The organism is Butyrivibrio sp. TB (assembly GCF_900110805.1).
GTDB lineage: Bacteria > Bacillota > Clostridia > Lachnospirales > Lachnospiraceae > Butyrivibrio > Butyrivibrio fibrisolvens_C.
Genome location: NZ_FOER01000013.1, coordinates 47,676 through 65,912, shown reverse-complemented (window position 1 = coordinate 65,912; position 18,237 = coordinate 47,676). Strand labels below are relative to the sequence as shown.

At 39.5% G+C, this 18,237-nt stretch carries 15 protein-coding genes; 12 read left to right on the top strand and 3 right to left on the bottom strand.

The window, feature by feature from the left end; translation table 11 throughout:
- Nucleotides 1–6 precede the first annotated feature (6 nt).
- Entirely contained in the window at nucleotides 7–873 is an 867-nt protein-coding gene (locus tag BMX21_RS10185) for a DUF2225 domain-containing protein (RefSeq protein ID WP_092043958.1), read from the top strand.
- A 309-nt stretch (nucleotides 874–1,182) separates the two neighbouring features.
- Here BMX21_RS10185 and BMX21_RS10180 read toward each other — a convergent pair whose 3' ends face one another.
- Nucleotides 1,183–1,470: a hypothetical protein gene (locus tag BMX21_RS10180; RefSeq protein ID WP_022754960.1), complete on the bottom strand. Its 288-nt coding sequence runs from the start codon at nucleotides 1,468–1,470 to the stop codon at nucleotides 1,183–1,185.
- Between the two features lie 159 nt (nucleotides 1,471–1,629).
- On the opposite strand from BMX21_RS10180, the gene BMX21_RS10175 reads away from it, so the two are divergent.
- The 11 genes from BMX21_RS10175 (at nucleotide 1,630) to BMX21_RS10125 (ending at nucleotide 13,793) form a co-directional block, all read left to right on the top strand.
- Complete coding sequence (locus BMX21_RS10175) at nucleotides 1,630–2,229, top strand: TetR/AcrR family transcriptional regulator (protein ID WP_022756995.1); 600 nt, start codon at nucleotides 1,630–1,632, stop codon at nucleotides 2,227–2,229.
- Between the two features lie 60 nt (nucleotides 2,230–2,289).
- On the top strand, nucleotides 2,290–3,240 hold the full coding sequence (locus BMX21_RS10170) for a carbohydrate kinase family protein (RefSeq protein WP_092043956.1): 951 nt from the start codon (nucleotides 2,290–2,292) through the stop codon (nucleotides 3,238–3,240).
- An 88-nt stretch (nucleotides 3,241–3,328) separates the two neighbouring features.
- Nucleotides 3,329–4,867, top strand: a complete 1,539-nt coding sequence (gene malQ, locus BMX21_RS10165; RefSeq protein WP_022756993.1) for a 4-alpha-glucanotransferase — start codon at nucleotides 3,329–3,331, stop codon at nucleotides 4,865–4,867.
- A 275-nt stretch (nucleotides 4,868–5,142) separates the two neighbouring features.
- Nucleotides 5,143–5,682 (top strand): CYTH domain-containing protein, encoded by a 540-nt coding sequence (locus BMX21_RS10160; RefSeq protein ID WP_330369408.1) that lies wholly within the window; start codon nucleotides 5,143–5,145, stop codon nucleotides 5,680–5,682.
- 76 nt (nucleotides 5,683–5,758) lie between these two features.
- Nucleotides 5,759–7,213, top strand: coding sequence for a trigger factor (gene tig / locus BMX21_RS10155; protein WP_092043953.1), 1,455 nt, complete (start codon nucleotides 5,759–5,761; stop codon nucleotides 7,211–7,213).
- Between the two features lie 364 nt (nucleotides 7,214–7,577).
- A complete protein-coding gene (clpP, locus tag BMX21_RS10150) occupies nucleotides 7,578–8,198 on the top strand; it encodes an ATP-dependent Clp endopeptidase proteolytic subunit ClpP (protein ID WP_022754966.1) in 621 nt (206 codons plus the stop codon).
- Between the two features lie 25 nt (nucleotides 8,199–8,223).
- Nucleotides 8,224–9,489, top strand: a complete 1,266-nt coding sequence (gene clpX / locus BMX21_RS10145) for an ATP-dependent Clp protease ATP-binding subunit ClpX (RefSeq protein ID WP_022754967.1) — start codon at nucleotides 8,224–8,226, stop codon at nucleotides 9,487–9,489.
- Nucleotides 9,490–9,588: 99 nt separating this feature from the next.
- On the top strand, nucleotides 9,589–10,176 hold the full coding sequence (yihA, locus tag BMX21_RS10140; protein WP_022754968.1) for a ribosome biogenesis GTP-binding protein YihA/YsxC: 588 nt from the start codon (nucleotides 9,589–9,591) through the stop codon (nucleotides 10,174–10,176).
- A gap of 88 nt (nucleotides 10,177–10,264) precedes the next feature.
- Nucleotides 10,265–10,558: a hypothetical protein gene (locus BMX21_RS10135; RefSeq protein WP_027203161.1), complete on the top strand. Its 294-nt coding sequence runs from the start codon at nucleotides 10,265–10,267 to the stop codon at nucleotides 10,556–10,558.
- A 273-nt stretch (nucleotides 10,559–10,831) separates the two neighbouring features.
- A complete protein-coding gene (gene clpB, locus BMX21_RS10130) occupies nucleotides 10,832–13,420 on the top strand; it encodes an ATP-dependent chaperone ClpB (protein ID WP_092043950.1) in 2,589 nt (862 codons plus the stop codon).
- Between the two features lie 178 nt (nucleotides 13,421–13,598).
- On the top strand, nucleotides 13,599–13,793 hold the full coding sequence (locus BMX21_RS10125) for a DUF4250 domain-containing protein (RefSeq protein WP_074758059.1): 195 nt from the start codon (nucleotides 13,599–13,601) through the stop codon (nucleotides 13,791–13,793).
- 339 nt (nucleotides 13,794–14,132) lie between these two features.
- On the opposite strand, the gene BMX21_RS10120 is transcribed toward BMX21_RS10125, so the two are convergent.
- Together BMX21_RS10120 and BMX21_RS10115 are read right to left on the bottom strand one after the other, a co-directional pair.
- Entirely contained in the window at nucleotides 14,133–14,888 is a 756-nt protein-coding gene (locus tag BMX21_RS10120) for a response regulator (RefSeq protein WP_092043947.1), read from the bottom strand.
- A 101-nt stretch (nucleotides 14,889–14,989) separates the two neighbouring features.
- A complete protein-coding gene (locus tag BMX21_RS10115; protein ID WP_092043945.1) occupies nucleotides 14,990–18,169 on the bottom strand; it encodes a response regulator in 3,180 nt (1,059 codons plus the stop codon).
- Nucleotides 18,170–18,237: the final 68 nt, after the last annotated feature.

Genomic DNA, 18,237 nt, shown 5'->3' with positions numbered 1-18,237 from the left:
GCTGCTATGTCATTATTTTCGGGACTTGAGAAATTCGGATTAGGTAGTCTTAAAAGTGAGAAGATATTCGACGATTCAGAAAAGAAAGTTGAAGAAAAGCCCAAAGAAGAGCCCAAAACAGTATCTGTTGCTGATGAGCTCCCTGAAGAAAAAACTCTGGTTTTTGAAAAGAAGTACGTATGTCCTGTGTGCGAGACCAGCTTTACATCGCTAACAGTCAGAACCGGTAAGGTTCATGTCAAGGAACAGGAGATAGATCTTCATCCTATCTATGATATTATGGATGAGATCAAATATGACATAGTTGCATGTCCGGCTTGTGGATATGCTGCTCTTGCCAGATATTTTGATATGATAACCAAAAGGCAGAAGGATGCTGTCCGCGAAAAGATAAGTCTGAATTTCAGACCTATAAAGCATAAGTATGAAATATATACATATGATGATGCTCTTGAGCGTTATCAGCTTGCACTTGCCAATGCTATAGTCAAGGATGCCAAGGCTTCTGAGAAGGCATATCTGTGTCTTAGATATGCCTGGCTTATAAGGCAGATGCTCCGTGATCCGGTAACAATGTCGCTGCCTCATTATGATGAGCAGCACCAGAAGGAACTTAAGGACGAAGAGAAAGAGCTTTTGAAAAATGCTCTTGAAGGCTTTGTTACAGCTAAGCAGAGTGAGTCCTTCCCTATTGCCGGGATGAATACTATCACGCTTGATTATCTTCTGGCTGCTCTTTATATGGAAAATGAAGATTATACTCCTTCATTGAAACTTATAGGAGAGATTCTTGTATCCAGATCTGCCAGCAATCATACCAAGGAGAAGGCACGTGATCTTAAGGATATGATAGAAGATAAGATGAGGGCATAATCTGTATTAAAATATATTAATGCTTTAAGTAAAGTTAAAGATGATTTCAAATAATATAAAAGGCATCCGCTTTGTGCGGATGCCTTTTTGAGACTTTTCATGCAGGTAATAATATTATGAGGTAGGTGTCAAAAGTTCCTTTTGACACCATATGACTACCGGATTGTTCCGTTTCTTCGAAACTCTCACAATCCTCAAACATTCGCAAATCCGCACTGCGTGCTACTTTGCTCATGTTTGGCGGATCATAAATTCATATTCGATTTCGAGCAAGCTCGAATCGAAATGACTTTTGACCCTTACGTCATATTATTTCTCATCATCGAAGAATTCTTCTGTTTCAGATTCAGCGGCTTTTTCCTCTTTTTTATCGTCTTCATTGGAAGCACGATCAAGGTTAACATATCCGCGTTCATTTGATGAGCCTTCTTCTATATCAGCATCATCAAAATCATCGAAATCATCGAAATCATCATCTTCGAGATCATCGTCGAATTCACTGTTCTTCTTGTTGAGGTAATAGTAAATACCTGCAGCGGCTGCAGCTGTAGCAGCACAAAACATTACAAATTTACCGAAACCGTGTGATTTAGACATTGTAAGCCACCTTCCTGTGCCACCGGGCACATTAACTTATTTCTACACGTGATTTTATTTTAATACATTTTGAGCAAATGGAAAAGAGGAAAAATCCTACCAAATTAACAGATTTGTGGCATAATGGTAATATAATTATAGATTTGGGAGATATAAGGCATGGACGATAAGTTTTTTGACCTGAAAAAAGAGAAACAGGACAGAATACTAAATGGGGCACTTAAGATATTTGCCTTGAATGGATATAAGAATGGAAGCACGGATGTGATAGTTAAGGAAGCCGGGATCAGTAAGGGACTTCTTTTTCACTACTTTGGAACTAAGCAGGAACTTTACCGCTTCCTTCGTGATTATAGTATACGTTTTCTTCAGTTGGAGATAAGGAGCAATGTATCTGCATCTGAGACAGACTATTTTACTATTTGGCGTCAGATCATTGCTTCAGAAGAGTCTATCATGGATCAGTATCCGTATATGATCGCTTTTTTGGAATCTGCAGAAACCGAGACTGACCCTGATACTTTTGAACCTGAAGATGAAAAAAAGAAAAGTCGTGATGTGTATTCCAAAGCTTTGCAAAATGCAGATTTTGTTCATATAAATCCTGAAGTTGATATCAAGGCTATTGAAGAAATGCTCCACTTTACAAGGAACAATGTTCAAAGAAAACTCATGTTTAAAGATATGATGGATGCGGGAATATATGTCCAGCAGGTATCTCACTATTTTGACATGATGGCTAAACTTACATACGTATGATACCGAAAAACATAATATGAGACTATGATCCGAAAACCGCTAATGGTGAAAGGAGTGGCCATGAGTAAAATTGTCATAGCAGGTATAACCCAGTTTGAAACTGTAATCAAGGTTGACAGTATTCCCTTTGACATGGATAGGATGATACACGATTCACCTATTTATGTCGGAGGCGGAGGCGATGCTATGAATGAAGCATTTGCCCTGACCACTCTTGGGGATCAGGTATATTTTATGTCTGTTGTCGGACAGGATCAGAATGTTGAAGTATTCAATCCGCCTGATTTTAAAGTTCATATTAATACGGATTATATACTTCCTGTTATGAAATCAACTCCTTCAGAGATTATTTTTTTTGATAATGATCAGCACCAGCTTATATTCCAGGATCTAAAGGATATAAGGGAAGCCAAGTATGATATGTCAATGGTAAGACCTATCATGGCTGAAGCTGACCTTTTACTTGTTTCTAATGCAAATTTCTGCAGACCTTTCATTCACTATGCTCTTTCAGCCGGCAAGAAGATTGCCCTTAATATGCGCTCATATTCCAAAGAAAAAGAAAAGTATAACGCTGACTTTTTGGAGAATGCAGACATCATCTATATAAGCGATGATACTATTGAAGGCGATCCATATGAATTTATAGATGACTTTGCAAGGCGCTATGATCCTGAGATCATAATCCTGGGTCAGGGCAAGACTGGTCTTATCCTGTATGATAGAGACAGGCATGTCAAATTCCACTACAACTCAGTTAAGACCAATGAAGTTGTCAATTCACTAGGCGCCGGTAATGCACTTATTTCCTGCTTTATTCACTATTATCTGGAAACTAAAGACAGCGTCAATGCCATCAAGAATGGACTATTATATGCTTCCTATAAGACAGGATTTATGAGAACCTGCGAAGGCTTCCTTACTCCTGAACAGGTTGAACAGTGGCGTGATCTTATATGGAAGACTCAGTCCGTAACGGATATGTATGGCGTTGAGGTTCCTGAGAACTGATTTGGAAAATAATATTTGCAAATATAATGATATGTGATATTATACAAGAAAACGTTTTCCTAAAAATTTGAATGCAGGGGGTCATATAATGTCTAAAAAGACTGAAAAAACATTAAAAACAAGAAGGAGCGGGGTGCTGCTTCCTGTTTCAAGCATTCCTTCACCATATGGTATAGGTACCTTTGGAAAGGAAGCTTTTAATTTTATTGATTTTTTAAGTAAGGCCGGTCAGAGCTACTGGCAGATCCTGCCGCTTGGACCTACAAGCTACGGGGATTCTCCGTACCAGTCTTTTTCTACATTTGCAGGTAATCCTTATTTTATTGATATTGATATTCTTATAGAAAGAGGCTTTTTAAAAGTAGAAGATCTCAAGGGCTTTGACTTTGGCAAGGATCCTTCATGTGTTGATTATGAAAAGCTTTATAAAGGTCGCTTTAAACTTTTGGAGATAGCTTTCAGAAACAGCGGACTTTCTTCCAAAAGTTCTAATAGTGCAGACCCTGCGTATGTAAAGAGATTTGCATCTTTTATTAAAACAAATGCATGGTGGCTTGATGATTATGCTCTTTTCATGGCGCTTAAAAATGTTCATGATGGTCAGGGCTTTAATAAGTGGCCTGATAATGAAAGACTAAGAGATAAGGCTACTATAGAAAAGTGCATGGACAAATACGATGATGAAGTTAACTTCTATCGCTTCCTGCAATTTGAATTTGCTATTCAGTGGGCAGAAATCAAAAATTATGCTCATCAGAAAGGCGTTGAGATAATCGGAGATATTCCGATCTATGTAGCTTATGACAGCGCAGATACCTGGGCCAATCCCAAGTTGTTCCAGTTTGATAAGGATAATGTTCCTCTGGGAGTTGCAGGATGCCCTCCGGATTCCTTTAGTGCTACGGGACAGCTCTGGGGCAATCCTCTTTATGACTGGCCATATCACAAGAAGACAGGCTACGAATGGTGGATGAAGAGAATCAGCCACTGCTTCGAACTTTATGATGTAGTCAGGATCGATCATTTCAGAGGATTTGATGAGTATTATTCTATTCCTTATGGTGATCCTACAGCAGAGTTTGGCCATTGGGAGAAGGGACCCGGATATGATCTTTTCAAGACCATGAAAGATAAGTTTGGCGATAGCCTTCGCGTTATTGCAGAAGATCTGGGATTCCTTACACCTTCTGTACTAAAGCTGGTTCAGAAAACAGGTTTTCCCGGCATGAAAGTGTTACAGTTTGCATTTGACTCAAGAGAGGAGAGTGACTACCTTCCTCACAACTATCCTCACAACTGTATCGTATATACAGGAACTCATGACAATGAGACTACAAGGGGCTGGTATGAGACCTGCAATTCCAAGGACAGAGCTTTTGCCAAGAAGTATCTTGATATTCATACACGTAAGGATATTGCATGGATCTTCATAAGAAGTGCGATGGCATCCGTTGCAGATACCTGTGTTATTCCTATGCAGGATTATCTGAATCTTGATGATAGCGCCAGGATCAATACTCCTTCAGTGCTTGGTGGCAACTGGCAGTGGCGCCTTAGTAAGGATGCATGCACAGACGAACTTGCACAGCGCATGTATGATATGACCAAAACATATGGAAGAATCTGATCTTGAAATAAATATATAGAATGCTTGCCTTAGCGGCGTGGTATCCTCGATGGTTGTACAGGTGGATACCACGCCGCTTTTTACCTAATGTCGCGAGCAAAGCGAGTGACTAATGGTTCAAATTGATGGAGCTCGCGACATCAATTTGGGTTTGAAAGTGGAATACTTTCAAACTTTGACCTTTGCGTAAAGACATTATAAAATCAAATACGGCTGATGAATTGTTTGCAAGCAAAATAAAAAATATTAACTGATTTTTATAAAGAGGTATATTTATGGGTATGGAAATTGAGAGAAAGTTTACAGTTAGAAAGCTCCCGGATGAGCTGGAAAAGTATGATTATCATTATATAGAGCAGGGGTATCTTAATGTACATCCTGCTATCAGAGTCAGGAAAGAAGATGATCACTTCTATATGACATATAAAGGAGCTGCCGGCGTTGTTGCAAAAAAAGAGTATAATATGGAGCTTGATGAATCTTCATATGATCATCTTCTGAAGAAGGCTGATGGTAATATTATTACTAAGAAAAGATATCTGATCCCAATCAATGAAGATGCATTTTCTAAAGAATATCTTGATACACATGCAGATGATGCCAAGGCTTTTTATGAGGGCGGGATCAAGATAGAGCTTGATATATTTGAAGGCTTTTTTGAAGGGCTTGTGATTGCAGAAGTGGAATTTCCTTCTATTGAAGCTTCAGAAAATTATAATCCGCCTCACTGGTTTAAAGAAGATGTAACAGGGCGTAAAGAATACAGTAATGCTCAGCTTACAAAGCTTGATAAATTTGTTGTGGAAAAAGCTTGACACATGTGGTACAATTCATAAATGGCTGTGTTTATGTTTATTATGCACATATTTTTAAGGAGGATTTATTCATAAAATGAGCGTACAGGTAGAAAAATTAGAAAAGAGCATGGCGAAGCTTACTATCGAAGTTCCTGCAGAAGAACTCGAGAAGGCTATTCAGAATGCTTATAATAAGGATAAAAACAAGATCCAGCTTCCTGGATTCCGTAAGGGTAAGGCTCCTCGTAAGATGATCGAGCGTATGTACGGTGCAGGCGTTTTCTATGAAGATGCTGCTAACGAGCTTATCAACAACGAATATCCTAAGGCTGCAGAAGAGAGCGGTGAGGCCATCGTATCTAATCCTAAGATCGAAGTTGTTCAGATTGAGTCTGGCAAGCCTTTCATTTTCACAGCAGAAGTTGCTCTTAAGCCACCGGTTGGTCTTGGAAAGTATAAGGGAATCAAGGTTTCTAAGCAGGATACAGAAGTAACAGATGCTGATATCGATGCTGAGATCAAGGCTGAGCTTAACAAGAATGCAAGAGTTGTAGAAGTTACAGATCGTGCTGTTAAGGCTGATGACCAGATCACACTTGACTTCGAAGGATTTGTTGATGGTAAGGCTTTCGAAGGTGGTAAGGGAACAGATTATCCTCTTACAATCGGTTCAGGTTCATTCATTCCTGGTTTCGAAGATCAGCTTATCGGTGCTGAGATCGGCAAGGAAGTTGATGTTAATGTTACTTTCCCTGAAGAGTATCAGGAGAAGTCACTTGCAGGCAAGGCTGCAACATTCAAATGCACTGTAAAGGGCATCAAAGAGAAGCAGCTTCCTGAATTAAATGATGAATTCGCTTCAAACGTTTCTGAGTTCGAGACACTTGCTGAGTACAAAGAGAGTGTTAAGAAGAAGCTTGAAGATAGAAAGAATGCAGAGGCTAAGGCTAAGAAGGAAGACGAGGCTGTTAAGGCTCTTATCGATGATTCAGAGATCGAGCTTCCTGAAGCTATGGTTGAGACACAGCAGAGACAGATCGTTAATGATTTCGCTCAGAGAATGCAGTATCAGGGACTTACAATGGAGCAGTATCTCCAGTACACAGGTACAACAGCTGAGAAGATGCTCGAGCAGGTAAGACCTCAGGCTGAAGAGAGAATCAAGAGCCGTCTTGTTCTTGAAGAAGTTGCTAAGGCTGAGAACATCGAAGTTTCTGATGACGAAGTTAATGCTGAGCTTCAGAAGATGGCTGATCAGTATAAGATGGAAGTTGAGAAGGTTAAGGAGATCCTTGGTGAGAATCAGATCAAGACTCTTCGTGAGGACCTTGCTGTACAGAAGGCTGCTGAGTTCATCGTAGAGAACGCTAAGGAGTCTGCTACTAAAAAGACAACTAAGAAGGCTGCTGAGAAGGCTGACGCTGAAGAGGCTACAGAAGAAAAGCCAAAGAGAACAAGAAAGACTGCAGCTAAGAAGGCTGATTCTGAAGAGACTACAGAAGAAAAGCCAAAGAGAACAAGAAAGACAACAAAGAAGACAGAAGAATAATTCTTTAATTTCTTGAACTTGAAAAAGTAATATAAAACATAAGATGATCCTCCATAAGTAGACTTCTTTATTTATAGCTGCTTGTGGAGGTGATTTTGTATATTTGACTATATAAAAGGTAAAGTCAATGACTTGTAATGACGATATAATAATTGGTTTTATGCTGCTCGTGTACTAACTCATTCATATTTGATCAGAGTACCTGGCTTTAGCATAATTGTCAGTTATAGGTTTCGATTATTACGATTTTATAGTTATTTCATTGATTTAACCCCTTAGAAAGCGTAAACTGATATTGTGATGCTATAGTGCACCATTATTTTTATTTTACTAATTGACATAAAAAGATTGGAGGACAATTAAAATGAGTTTGATCCCTTATGTCATTGAACAGACAAGCCGTGGAGAACGTTCATATGATATATATTCACGTTTGCTTGAAGACCGTATTATCTTTCTTGGTGAGGAAGTTAATGCTACATCAGCAAGTGTAATAGTAGCACAGCTGTTATTTCTTGAGGCAGAAGATCCTTCTAAGGATATCCACCTTTACATCAACAGCCCCGGTGGAGAGATTACATCCGGTATGGCTATCTATGATACAATGCAGTACATCAAGTGTGATGTGTCTACTATCTGTATAGGTATGGCAGCAAGTATGGGTGCATTCCTTCTTACAGGCGGTGCCAAAGGTAAGCGTCTTGCACTTCCTAATGCAGAGATCATGATCCACCAGCCACTTGGCGGAACTCAGGGTCAGGCTACAGAGATCGAAATTGCTGCTAAGCATATCATCAAGACACGTGAGAAGATGAATACTATCATGGCTGAGAATACAGGCAGAACATACGAAGAGATTGCAGCAGCAACTGAGCGTGATAACTGGATGTCAGCTGAGGAAGCGCTTAAGTTCGGTCTTATCGATTCTGTTGTAACTGCAAGAACACAGTCCGGTGAAGAGAAGGACAAGAAAGATAAGAAATAATTACTATCACTTATAAGGAGTAAGAATGGCAGGTAAAATTTCCGGAGAAATCAGATGCTCTTTTTGCAATAAGACTCAGGATCAGGTCAAGAAGCTTATAGCTGGACCTGCAGGTGTATATATTTGTGATGAGTGCGTTGAGATATGCTCAGATATAATTGAAGAGGAATTTGAAGAAGAGCCGGAAGAGAGCATTGATCACAATATCAATCTCTTAAAGCCGGTTGAGATCAAAGAGTTCCTTGATGAGTATGTTATCGGACAGGAAGAAGCTAAAAAGGTTCTTGCTGTGTCTGTATACAACCACTACAAGAGGGTCACAAGCCCCAGAAATTCTGTCGATGATGTAGAACTTCAAAAGAGTAATATCTGCATGATAGGACCTACCGGTTCTGGTAAGACTTATCTTGCTCAGACACTTGCAAAGATCATTAATGTTCCTTTTGCAATTGCAGATGCGACTACTCTTACTGAGGCTGGTTATGTCGGAGAAGATGTTGAGAACATTCTTCTGAAGCTGATCCAGGCTGCAGATTATGATATTGAGCGTGCTCAGTATGGAATTATCTACATCGATGAGATAGACAAGATCAGTAAGAAGGGTGAGAACGTATCTATCACCAGAGATGTATCAGGTGAAGGTGTTCAGCAGGCTCTTCTTAAGATTATAGAAGGTACGGTTGCAAGTGTTCCTCCTCAGGGCGGACGTAAGCATCCTCATCAGGAAGTGATTCAGATCGATACCAGCAATATCCTTTTCATATGCGGTGGAGCTTTTGATGGTCTTGAGAAGATCATTGAAGCTAGAATTGATCATAAATCAATTGGATTTAATGCTGAAATCCTTGATAAGTCAGAACGTGAGATAGGACAGGTGCTTGAGCATGTAACACCTCAGGATCTTGTTAAGTTCGGTCTTATCCCTGAGTTTGTAGGTCGTGTTCCGATCACAGTAACTCTTGAAGGACTTACAGAAGAATCTCTTGTGCGTATTCTTAAAGAGCCTAGAAATGCTCTTGTTAAGCAGTATCAGAAGCTTTTCGGACTTGATGATGTACAGCTTACATTTGAAGATGATGCGATCATGAAGATAGCTTCTATGGCTCATGAGAGAGCTACTGGTGCTCGTGGCCTTCGTTCTATCATGGAGAAGGCTATGATGGATGTTATGTACAAGATTCCATCTGATGAGAATGTAGAAGAGTGTATCGTTACGAAAGCAGCAGTTGAAGGTGAGAGCCAGCCGCTTCTCGTCTACAAGGATCAGAAGAGACTTAAGACTGCTAAATAATAGCACAGCCTGATTGCGAATATTGGCAATGCAGACAGTGCAGGTGACTGATAATACAGGCAGGGGTGCAAGCTCCTGCCTTGTTTTTGGAGAAATATAATGGAATTTAAGATCAAGAATGCTGAACTTGAGATAGTATGTGGTATAACCAGTAAGCTTCCTAATAACTCTCAGCCTGAATTTGCTTTTGCTGGTAAGAGTAATGTTGGTAAGTCTTCACTTATCAACGGACTTATGAATCGTAAGAATCTTGCTCGTACGAGTGCAGAACCCGGCAAGACGCAGACTATCAATTTTTATCATGTTAATAATGAATTTTATCTTGTGGATCTTCCTGGATATGGATATGCCAAGAGAGCCAAAGGTGAGGTTGAAAAGTGGGGTAGGATGATAGAGAACTATCTCCATACATCCAGAGTTCTTAAGAATGTATTTCTTTTGATAGATATAAGACATGAGCCTTCTGCCAATGACATCCAGATGTATGAATGGATAGTTCATCAGGGATTTGAGCCTATCATAATTGCCACTAAAGCTGATAAGCTCAATAAGTCACAGCTTCCCAAGGCTATCAAGCTCATACGTCAGACACTTAATATGCCTGAAGATGAACTCCTCATTCCATATTCAGCTGTTACCAAAAAAGGGAGAGAAGAAATCTACGATATCATAAATGATAGAATGTAGAAAATAATATGTTAAAGCGTTATAATTATTTTAATAAGAGTATTATTTTATAGAATCCGGATTGATTCCAGGGAGAAAGGAAGCATTTATGAGATGTATCAGAACTCCTATTAAATCAACAGTCTATAAGTATGAGCTTGGCAAAGGCTTTGAGGATGGTTTTGAACCATATTCTGAAGTTGTGACCAAAGGCTGGTTCGTGACAGATAATCTTGTTAAAGTAACGCGTGATAACGGTCTTATAGTATGTCCATACATCAATCACAGGAGAGGTCGTACTTTTGTCTGTGAGAATGATTATGTAATAGTCGATGATGACGGTACCAAGCATCTATGCGGTCATGATAAGATCTTTGATAGGTATGATATCATTGAAGAGTAGTCTGGATTATGCATAGGATGTATAATTTCAAAAAAGCAGTTATTTACGCGGGAGCACGAAAGTGTTTCCGCTTTTTTTATATTTATTTTATTGACTACAGATGTTATAGTGTTATAGTTGATATAGAACAAATGGAACGGATATGGTTTGTACTATGAGCCGGCAACCAGTATCCATAGAAGAGTTGTTCAAGATCATGGTAAACATAAGAGCTATTCAGAATTATGATAAACTCTTCAATTTAGTATAGGCTCGTAGCATGAGGGAGATATTATGAATATTCAGAAATTCACACAGAAGTCTCTGGAAGCTGTTAACAATTGTGAGAAAATCGTAAATGAATATGGCAATCAAGAGATAGAGCAGGAACACCTGCTGTATTCGCTTCTTACAATTGATGATAGCCTTATTGCAAATCTCATAGAAAAGATGGGAATAGATCTGCAGACTTTCGTTGGAAGAGTTGAGAGGCTTATTCAAAAAAGACCTAAGGTTCAGGGTGGCCGAAGTTATGTAGGAGACAATCTCAATAAGGTTTTGATTAATGCCGAAGATGTAGCTAGGTCTATGAAAGATTCCTATGTTTCTGTAGAACATCTGTTTCTTTCTATGATCAAGTATTCCAATAAAGAGATAAAAGAACTTTTCAAAGAATTTGGAATTACAAGAGAATCATTTCTTAAAGCTTTATCTGAGGTTAGAGGCAATAGAACAGTAGATTCTGATAATCCGGAAGCTACATATGATACCCTGTCAAAATATGGTGAAGAGCTTGTGGAGAAAGCAAGAAATCAAAAGCTTGATCCTGTAATAGGCAGAGACTCTGAGATCAGAACAGTCATCCAGATCCTGTCACGTAAGACTAAGAACAATCCTGTACTTATCGGCGAACCTGGTGTTGGTAAGACTGCAGTTGTAGAAGCACTTGCAAGACGTATTGCAGATGAGGATGTTCCTGGGTCACTTAAGAACAAGAAGATCTTTTCACTGGATATGGGAGCGCTTGTTGCAGGTGCCAAGTATAGAGGAGAATTCGAAGAAAGGCTTAAAGCTGTTCTTGAAGATGTAGCTAAGTCTGATGGCGAGATAATCCTCTTTATAGATGAGCTTCACACTATTGTTGGTGCAGGTAAAACGGACGGAGCCCTTGATGCAGGTAATATGCTTAAGCCAATGCTTGCAAGAGGAGAGCTTCACTGCATAGGTGCAACTACGCTCAATGAATATCGCCAGTATATAGAGAAAGATGCTGCGCTTGAAAGACGTTTCCAGCCTGTAATGGTTGACGAGCCCACTGTAGAAGATACAATTAGTATACTAAGAGGCATCAAGGAACGTTATGAGGATTTTCACGGCGTCAAGATAATGGACAATGCCCTTGTTAGTGCTGCTACACTATCGAATCGGTATATATCGGATAGATTTCTTCCTGATAAGGCAATAGACCTTGTTGATGAGGCATGCGCTCTTGTTAAGACCGAGCGTGAATCCATGCCTGCCGAAATGGATGAGATGAACCGCAAGATCATGCAGATGCAGATAGAAGAGACAGCTCTTAAGAAAGAAGATGATTCTCTTTCCAAAGAGCGTCTCAATAATCTTCAAAAAGAACTTGCAGAACTTAATGATAAGTATACTGCCATGAAATCCAAATGGGAAAATGAAAGGGACAATGCAGATCGTCTGTCCAAACTTCGTGAACAGATCAACAGTGTAAAGTCTGACATAGAACTTGCTAAAAGAAATGGAGATCTTGCCAAAGCAGCAGAACTCCAATATGGCAAGCTTCCTTCTTTAGAAAAAGAGCTTGAAGAAGCAGAACAGAAAGAGCAGGAAAAGGAAGACTCCATCGTAAGCAGCGGCGTCTCCGAAGACGAGATAGCCCGCATAGTATCCAAGTGGACAGGCATTCCTGTAGCCAAGTTATCTGAAAGCGAGAGAAGCAAGACCCTTCACCTTGCTGATGAACTTCACAAGAAAGTTATAGGTCAGGATGAAGCGGTAACTAAAGTTTCAGAAGCTATCATGAGATCCAAGGCCGGTATCAAGGATCCATCCAAGCCTATAGGTTCATTCCTTTTCCTTGGACCAACAGGCGTTGGTAAGACAGAACTTGCCAAGTCCCTTGCTGCATCACTTTTTGATGATGAAAACAATATAGTAAGGATCGACATGAGTGAGTATATGGAGAAATACTCAGTGTCAAGACTTATAGGAGCACCTCCCGGATATGTTGGATACGAAGAAGGAGGTCAGCTTACAGAGGCAGTTCGAAGGAAGCCTTTCTCAGTAGTTCTTTTTGATGAGATCGAGAAGGCACATCCTGATGTATTTAATGTTATGCTTCAGATACTTGATGATGGGCGAGTTACAGATTCTCAGGGACGTACTGTTGACTTTAAGAATACGATCCTTATCATGACATCTAACCTTGGCGCGCAGAGCCTTCTGGAGGGTATTAGAGACGATGGCACGATAGAAGAGAGTGCTCAAAACGAGGTTATGAATGAACTTCGTATGCACTTTAGACCGGAATTTCTTAACAGACTTGATGAGATCATTATGTTCAGACCTCTTACCAGAGACAATGTTTTTGGTATAGTTGATCTTATTGTGGATGATCTTAACAGAAGACTTGAGGAAAGAGAGATAAGTATCAGGATTACAGATGCTGCCAAGAAGTATATAACAGATCAGGCGTATGATCCAAGCTACGGAGCTAGACCTCTTAAGAGATATATACAAAAAAATGTTGAAACAATGTCTGCAAAGCTTATACTTGAAGATAAAGTAAAGCCTAAAGATGTGATAGCATTTGATGTATCAGATGGCCAGCTTACAGCCTGGGCAGAACATGAGTAAAGCAGTATATAATGCGGATTTGCAAATGATTGAGAATTGTGAGAGTTTTTAAGAAAAGGAACAATCCGGAAGTCATAAGATGTCAAAAGGAACTTATGAACACTGCATCATCTGATAATACAATTTTAAGTATAATACTGCCGGCTATAGATTCCGGCAGTATTTATAAGGAGAACATATGTCACTTGAAAATATCCCAAAAGATCCTGTAATGCTCATGTCTTTTTTGAACATGAAGCTAAGAGACCACTATTCATCTCTGGAAGCCCTTGCAGATGATATGGACATAAATGATCAAGAGCTAAAGAATATACTAGACAAACTACAAAACGCCGGCTTCACATATAACAATGCCAGAAACCAGTTTGTGTAATACCACTTGACAAGTGCAGTATCCTCAAGTTTTTTGCGGGGGCGTAGATTTTGGGCGAGCAGTATATAAATCATTGCCACGCTTTTTAATTGGTTTATAAAATTCATGAGCGTGATAGATGGGACTTTTTGTTCTGCAAGGGGTCCGCATGTTTGAGCGAAGCGAGTTTCGGACCCCAGAACAAAAAGGGCCAGATATCATGCCATGAATTTATAAAACAATTATAGCGTGGCAATGATTTATATACTGCTCGTCCAAAATCTACGTCCTCGCAAAAAACTTGAGGATACTGCACCTCACAATCGCATCTCACAATCGCTCCAACCAAAAAGGAAGGTCCTAAGACCTTCCTTCAAAGAAATCATTGATCTGTTGTACGAGTTCCGGTGGCGGCATTGATTTAAGCAGGTATTTTTCGGGCTTAAGTGCCGCTACTTTTAGTACGGATGTTTTATCACTCTTGGCTGTGAGGAACATAACAGGTATGCTCTTGGTCATAGGGTCATTACGAAGCATCGCAAAGACCTGAGGCCCTGATACTACAGGCATCATATAGTCAAGAAGTATGAGATCTACCTTGTTGTTGGCAAGGAAAGTAATGGCATTCATTCCGGAATTGGCGATATATACTTCGTATTTTATTGAAAGCCATTCTTTGATGGTCCTAAGCATTACGCCGTCATCATCTACGACCAGGATTTTCTTTTTTTCTGAAGTAGAATCCAGAAGTGAATGAAATACCAGATCATTCATCGCACTTGCGAGCATTTTGACATTAAGAGGGCGCTCGAATTTACGGGTGATCTTAGCTTCAGGAATCACCTCAAAGGCTGAATCGAATTCGTTATTGCTGCCAATAAGGAACAGCATGATATGATCAGTGTCTATGAGTTCACGAAGCACTTCCATAACATCGGCAGGGACAGGATCTTCCAGATACATTATATAAAGCGGAGTACGTCCCGTCGTTGCTTTGATAAGGTCAGGCTCAGGATTAACGCCTATAACTTCATACCCTTCGGCCTCAAGCCCTTTGACAACAGCTTTGACCATGAACTTTTTGGAATCGCCTATTAGAATAGCCTTCTTTTCCATGGAGTGTTTCCTTTCAGAAAAGGCACAATAGCTATATTTTCATAAAGTGTTGTACTATAATCTATGATACCATATTTTGACAGCTTGATGACGCGATTTTGTTATTTTTGCAAAATCTTAAGAATCCCGTCGCGGTTGACTGCCTGAAGCATTATCCTTATTTTTTCAAGTAATTCTTTAGATTCTTCAGGAATTTGATAGTTTTCGTATAGTTCGTTTATAGCAGCATCTGCGCTGTCAAAATCGAATGCCTCTACAAGTTCTCTTATTCCGTCTTTATATTCTTTTAGTTCTTTATCTGATATCAAAGGAAGTTCATTATTATCAGGATTGTCACTGTTTTCTTCGTTTAGTATAGGAGATAGTTTGTCTTTGTATCCATAGAATAGAGCCAGAAGCTGGGGGGTCTTTGTAACTATCTCACTTTCGTTCTTTTCATCACCACATTTTTCCAGATATTCTGCATCCTTCGAAAGTTTCAAAGCTCCTATAAGCCTGGATGAGCTCTTAAGAGAATGAACCTGAATAGTGTAGTTCTCATAGTCTTTAGCCTTGGCATATTCTTCAATGAGCTTACCTTTGTCTTTAATTGATGAATAGAAATCTTTTATAACTTTTAGTAATATATCAGGGCTCCCGCAGTTTTGAATAGCAACCTCAATGTCAATTCCTGCAGAAGCTCCAAGACCCTTTAATTCTTTAAGTGGATATTTTCGTCCGTTTATTATGATATATTCAGTTTCGTCTGCATCTGATGCTTTGACAGGGTCTTTTTTCATATCTTGAATATCAGCTGCATATTCAGGAGTTCCGAACATATGAACATATTTGGCAGGTAGATAGTCGATAAGCATTTTTTCCAGCTTTAGAGTATCAACCGGTTTTGACAGATAATCTGAGAATCCGGCTTCAAGGTATTCTTCTCTTGCTCCAGCTATGGCGTTGGCGGTAAGGGCTATACAAGGTGCATTAATAGACAAGTTGCGCTCTCCCATATTCCTAAGCCTGTGAAGCGTCTCGACGCCGTCCATCTCCGGCATTCTATGGTCGATAAATATTATGTCATAAGGACTCTTTTGAACCATCTCAAGGCACTGTGCACCCGAAGATGCTGTATCAACGGTGATCTGAGTATCTTTTAACAGACCTACTATCACAGTCAGGTTCATAGCAGTATCGTCAACAACAAGGATCTTTGCATCAGGTGCATGGAAAGCGGTGTGGTATTTCTTGTGGGATGATACATTCTTTTTAAAGGACTGCGCTATATCACCTACAGGTTCATTTGATATGACTCTTTGCTTTATGGCAAAATAGAATTCACTTCCTACACCGTACTGGCTGCTGACTTCAATATGTGAATCCATCATCCTTAGAAGATTCTGAACGATACTTATCCCAAGACCGGTGCCTTCTACTGTACGGTTTTTGATCTCATCCATGCGCTCAAAAGGAGTGTACAGGCGGCTCATTTCTTCTTCTTTCATGCCGATGCCTGTATCTTTGATCCTGATCTTAAGTGTGATGTTCTCAGTGTCAGCTTCTTCATAATCAATATACAGGGTAACGGATCCTTCATTGGTATACTTGACAGCGTTGGTTAGGATATTCACTATACACTGCTTGATCCTTATATCATCACCGTAGAGAGTGTTGGGGATATTAGGATCCACATGTATTATAAAGTCAAGGTGCTTCTCCTGAGCTCTTATGGAGATCATATTATAAAGGTCTACGATCATGGAACCAATATCATATTCGACCGGTATGATCTCCATCTTACCGGCTTCTATCTTGGAGAAGTCAAGTATATCATTGACCAGCGACAACAAGGTTCGCCCGGACGACTGTATGCTAAGGGCATAGAGAGTCAGATTTTCATCGTTGTCATATTCTCTGAGTATCATCTCATCCATTCCAAGGATGACATTGATAGGCGTTCTAAGCTCATGAGACATGTTTGATAGAAAAGAGTTTTTGGCAACATTGGCCTGAGTAGCAACTCTAAGGTCTTCTTTTAGCTTTTGCTCCTGACGTATTGAATTGACATAGTTCACAAGATATTCTGTGGTCTTTTCAATGCTGTGATACAGACCTTCTACTTCGTTTCCTGTATCAATATTCAGTTCATGTATAGCGTTGACTTTTTCGACTATGTTATGGTCATATTCACCTTTTATATCAGATCTTATTTCAGAGCCTGTAACCTCGTTGTCATAGGAGTCATCCACGAAATCGGATGTAGCCTTAGTCAGTCGTACAATAGGAGCGGCTATCCTTTTTTGAGAAAAATAATTTGTAAATATACCGGTAGGTATTGCTATGTTCATGATGAACATGATGAGTCTTATATTATAGGCAATACCATTTCTGTTATATACAAAAGTGTTGTAAGAAGTGGGTTCAAGAACATTGGACAGATTAAAAGTAGCTCCGTTGTCGTATAATTCTGCGTTGTTTATATCATCATCATTATAACCGGCTCTGTCAGAGCTTATGTCAAGAACATCAAGGATTCCGCTTACAGCCCCTGCTTTATCGGAAGGGACTATAACATCCGGTTCGATTGACGGGATCAAAAATGCAGATGCAAAAGCAGCGCCAATACTGAATATGATACAGTCAAGAGCTATAAGGGTTGTAAGATGCGTACTTATAGTAGACTTCTGGATAGTCTGATAATCTTTGTTGGTATAGTAGACTCCGTAAGGAATCTTGGATTTAAGAAAGTCAGGAAGATACTTGAAGATCTGATGTAATAAGGCAAAAGAAATAAGAGCTTCAGGCAGTGCTCCGATCATATAAAGAGCATATGTTTCGGACATGGGCCTTAGAAGCTGTATATTTCTGATCCTGCATACCAGAAACCACCATAAAGGACCGAGGTTGAATGCAGTGATAAGAGCACCGATAAGAGCAACAGTTCTTTTTAAAAACCATCTGTGGGATGACATATATCCTATTGCAAAAACTGTCGCAGTAAAAATAAACATCATGTAAAGGTATCTTGTATCTGAAATCGCTTTATAGATGAAAATAGTATATACAAGAAGTATTCCCCAGAAATAGCCGTGAAGACCAGTAAGGAGTATAAGCGGGATATCTTTGAATGTGATCTCGAAGGTTACATTGCCAAGATCTACCGGTATCCCGGAATCAACAAAGCAGATAGAGATGATCGTAGCACAAATATAGCAAATAAAACTGATAAAGTGCTTCAGTATTTTTTGCTTATCGATCGTACCTATTATGTCAAAAATCAGTAGTCTTCTATTAGACATGCTCGCTCCAATTATAAAATAATAGATGGATCAGATTTTTTATCGGCATTTTTTTCCAAAAAGAATAG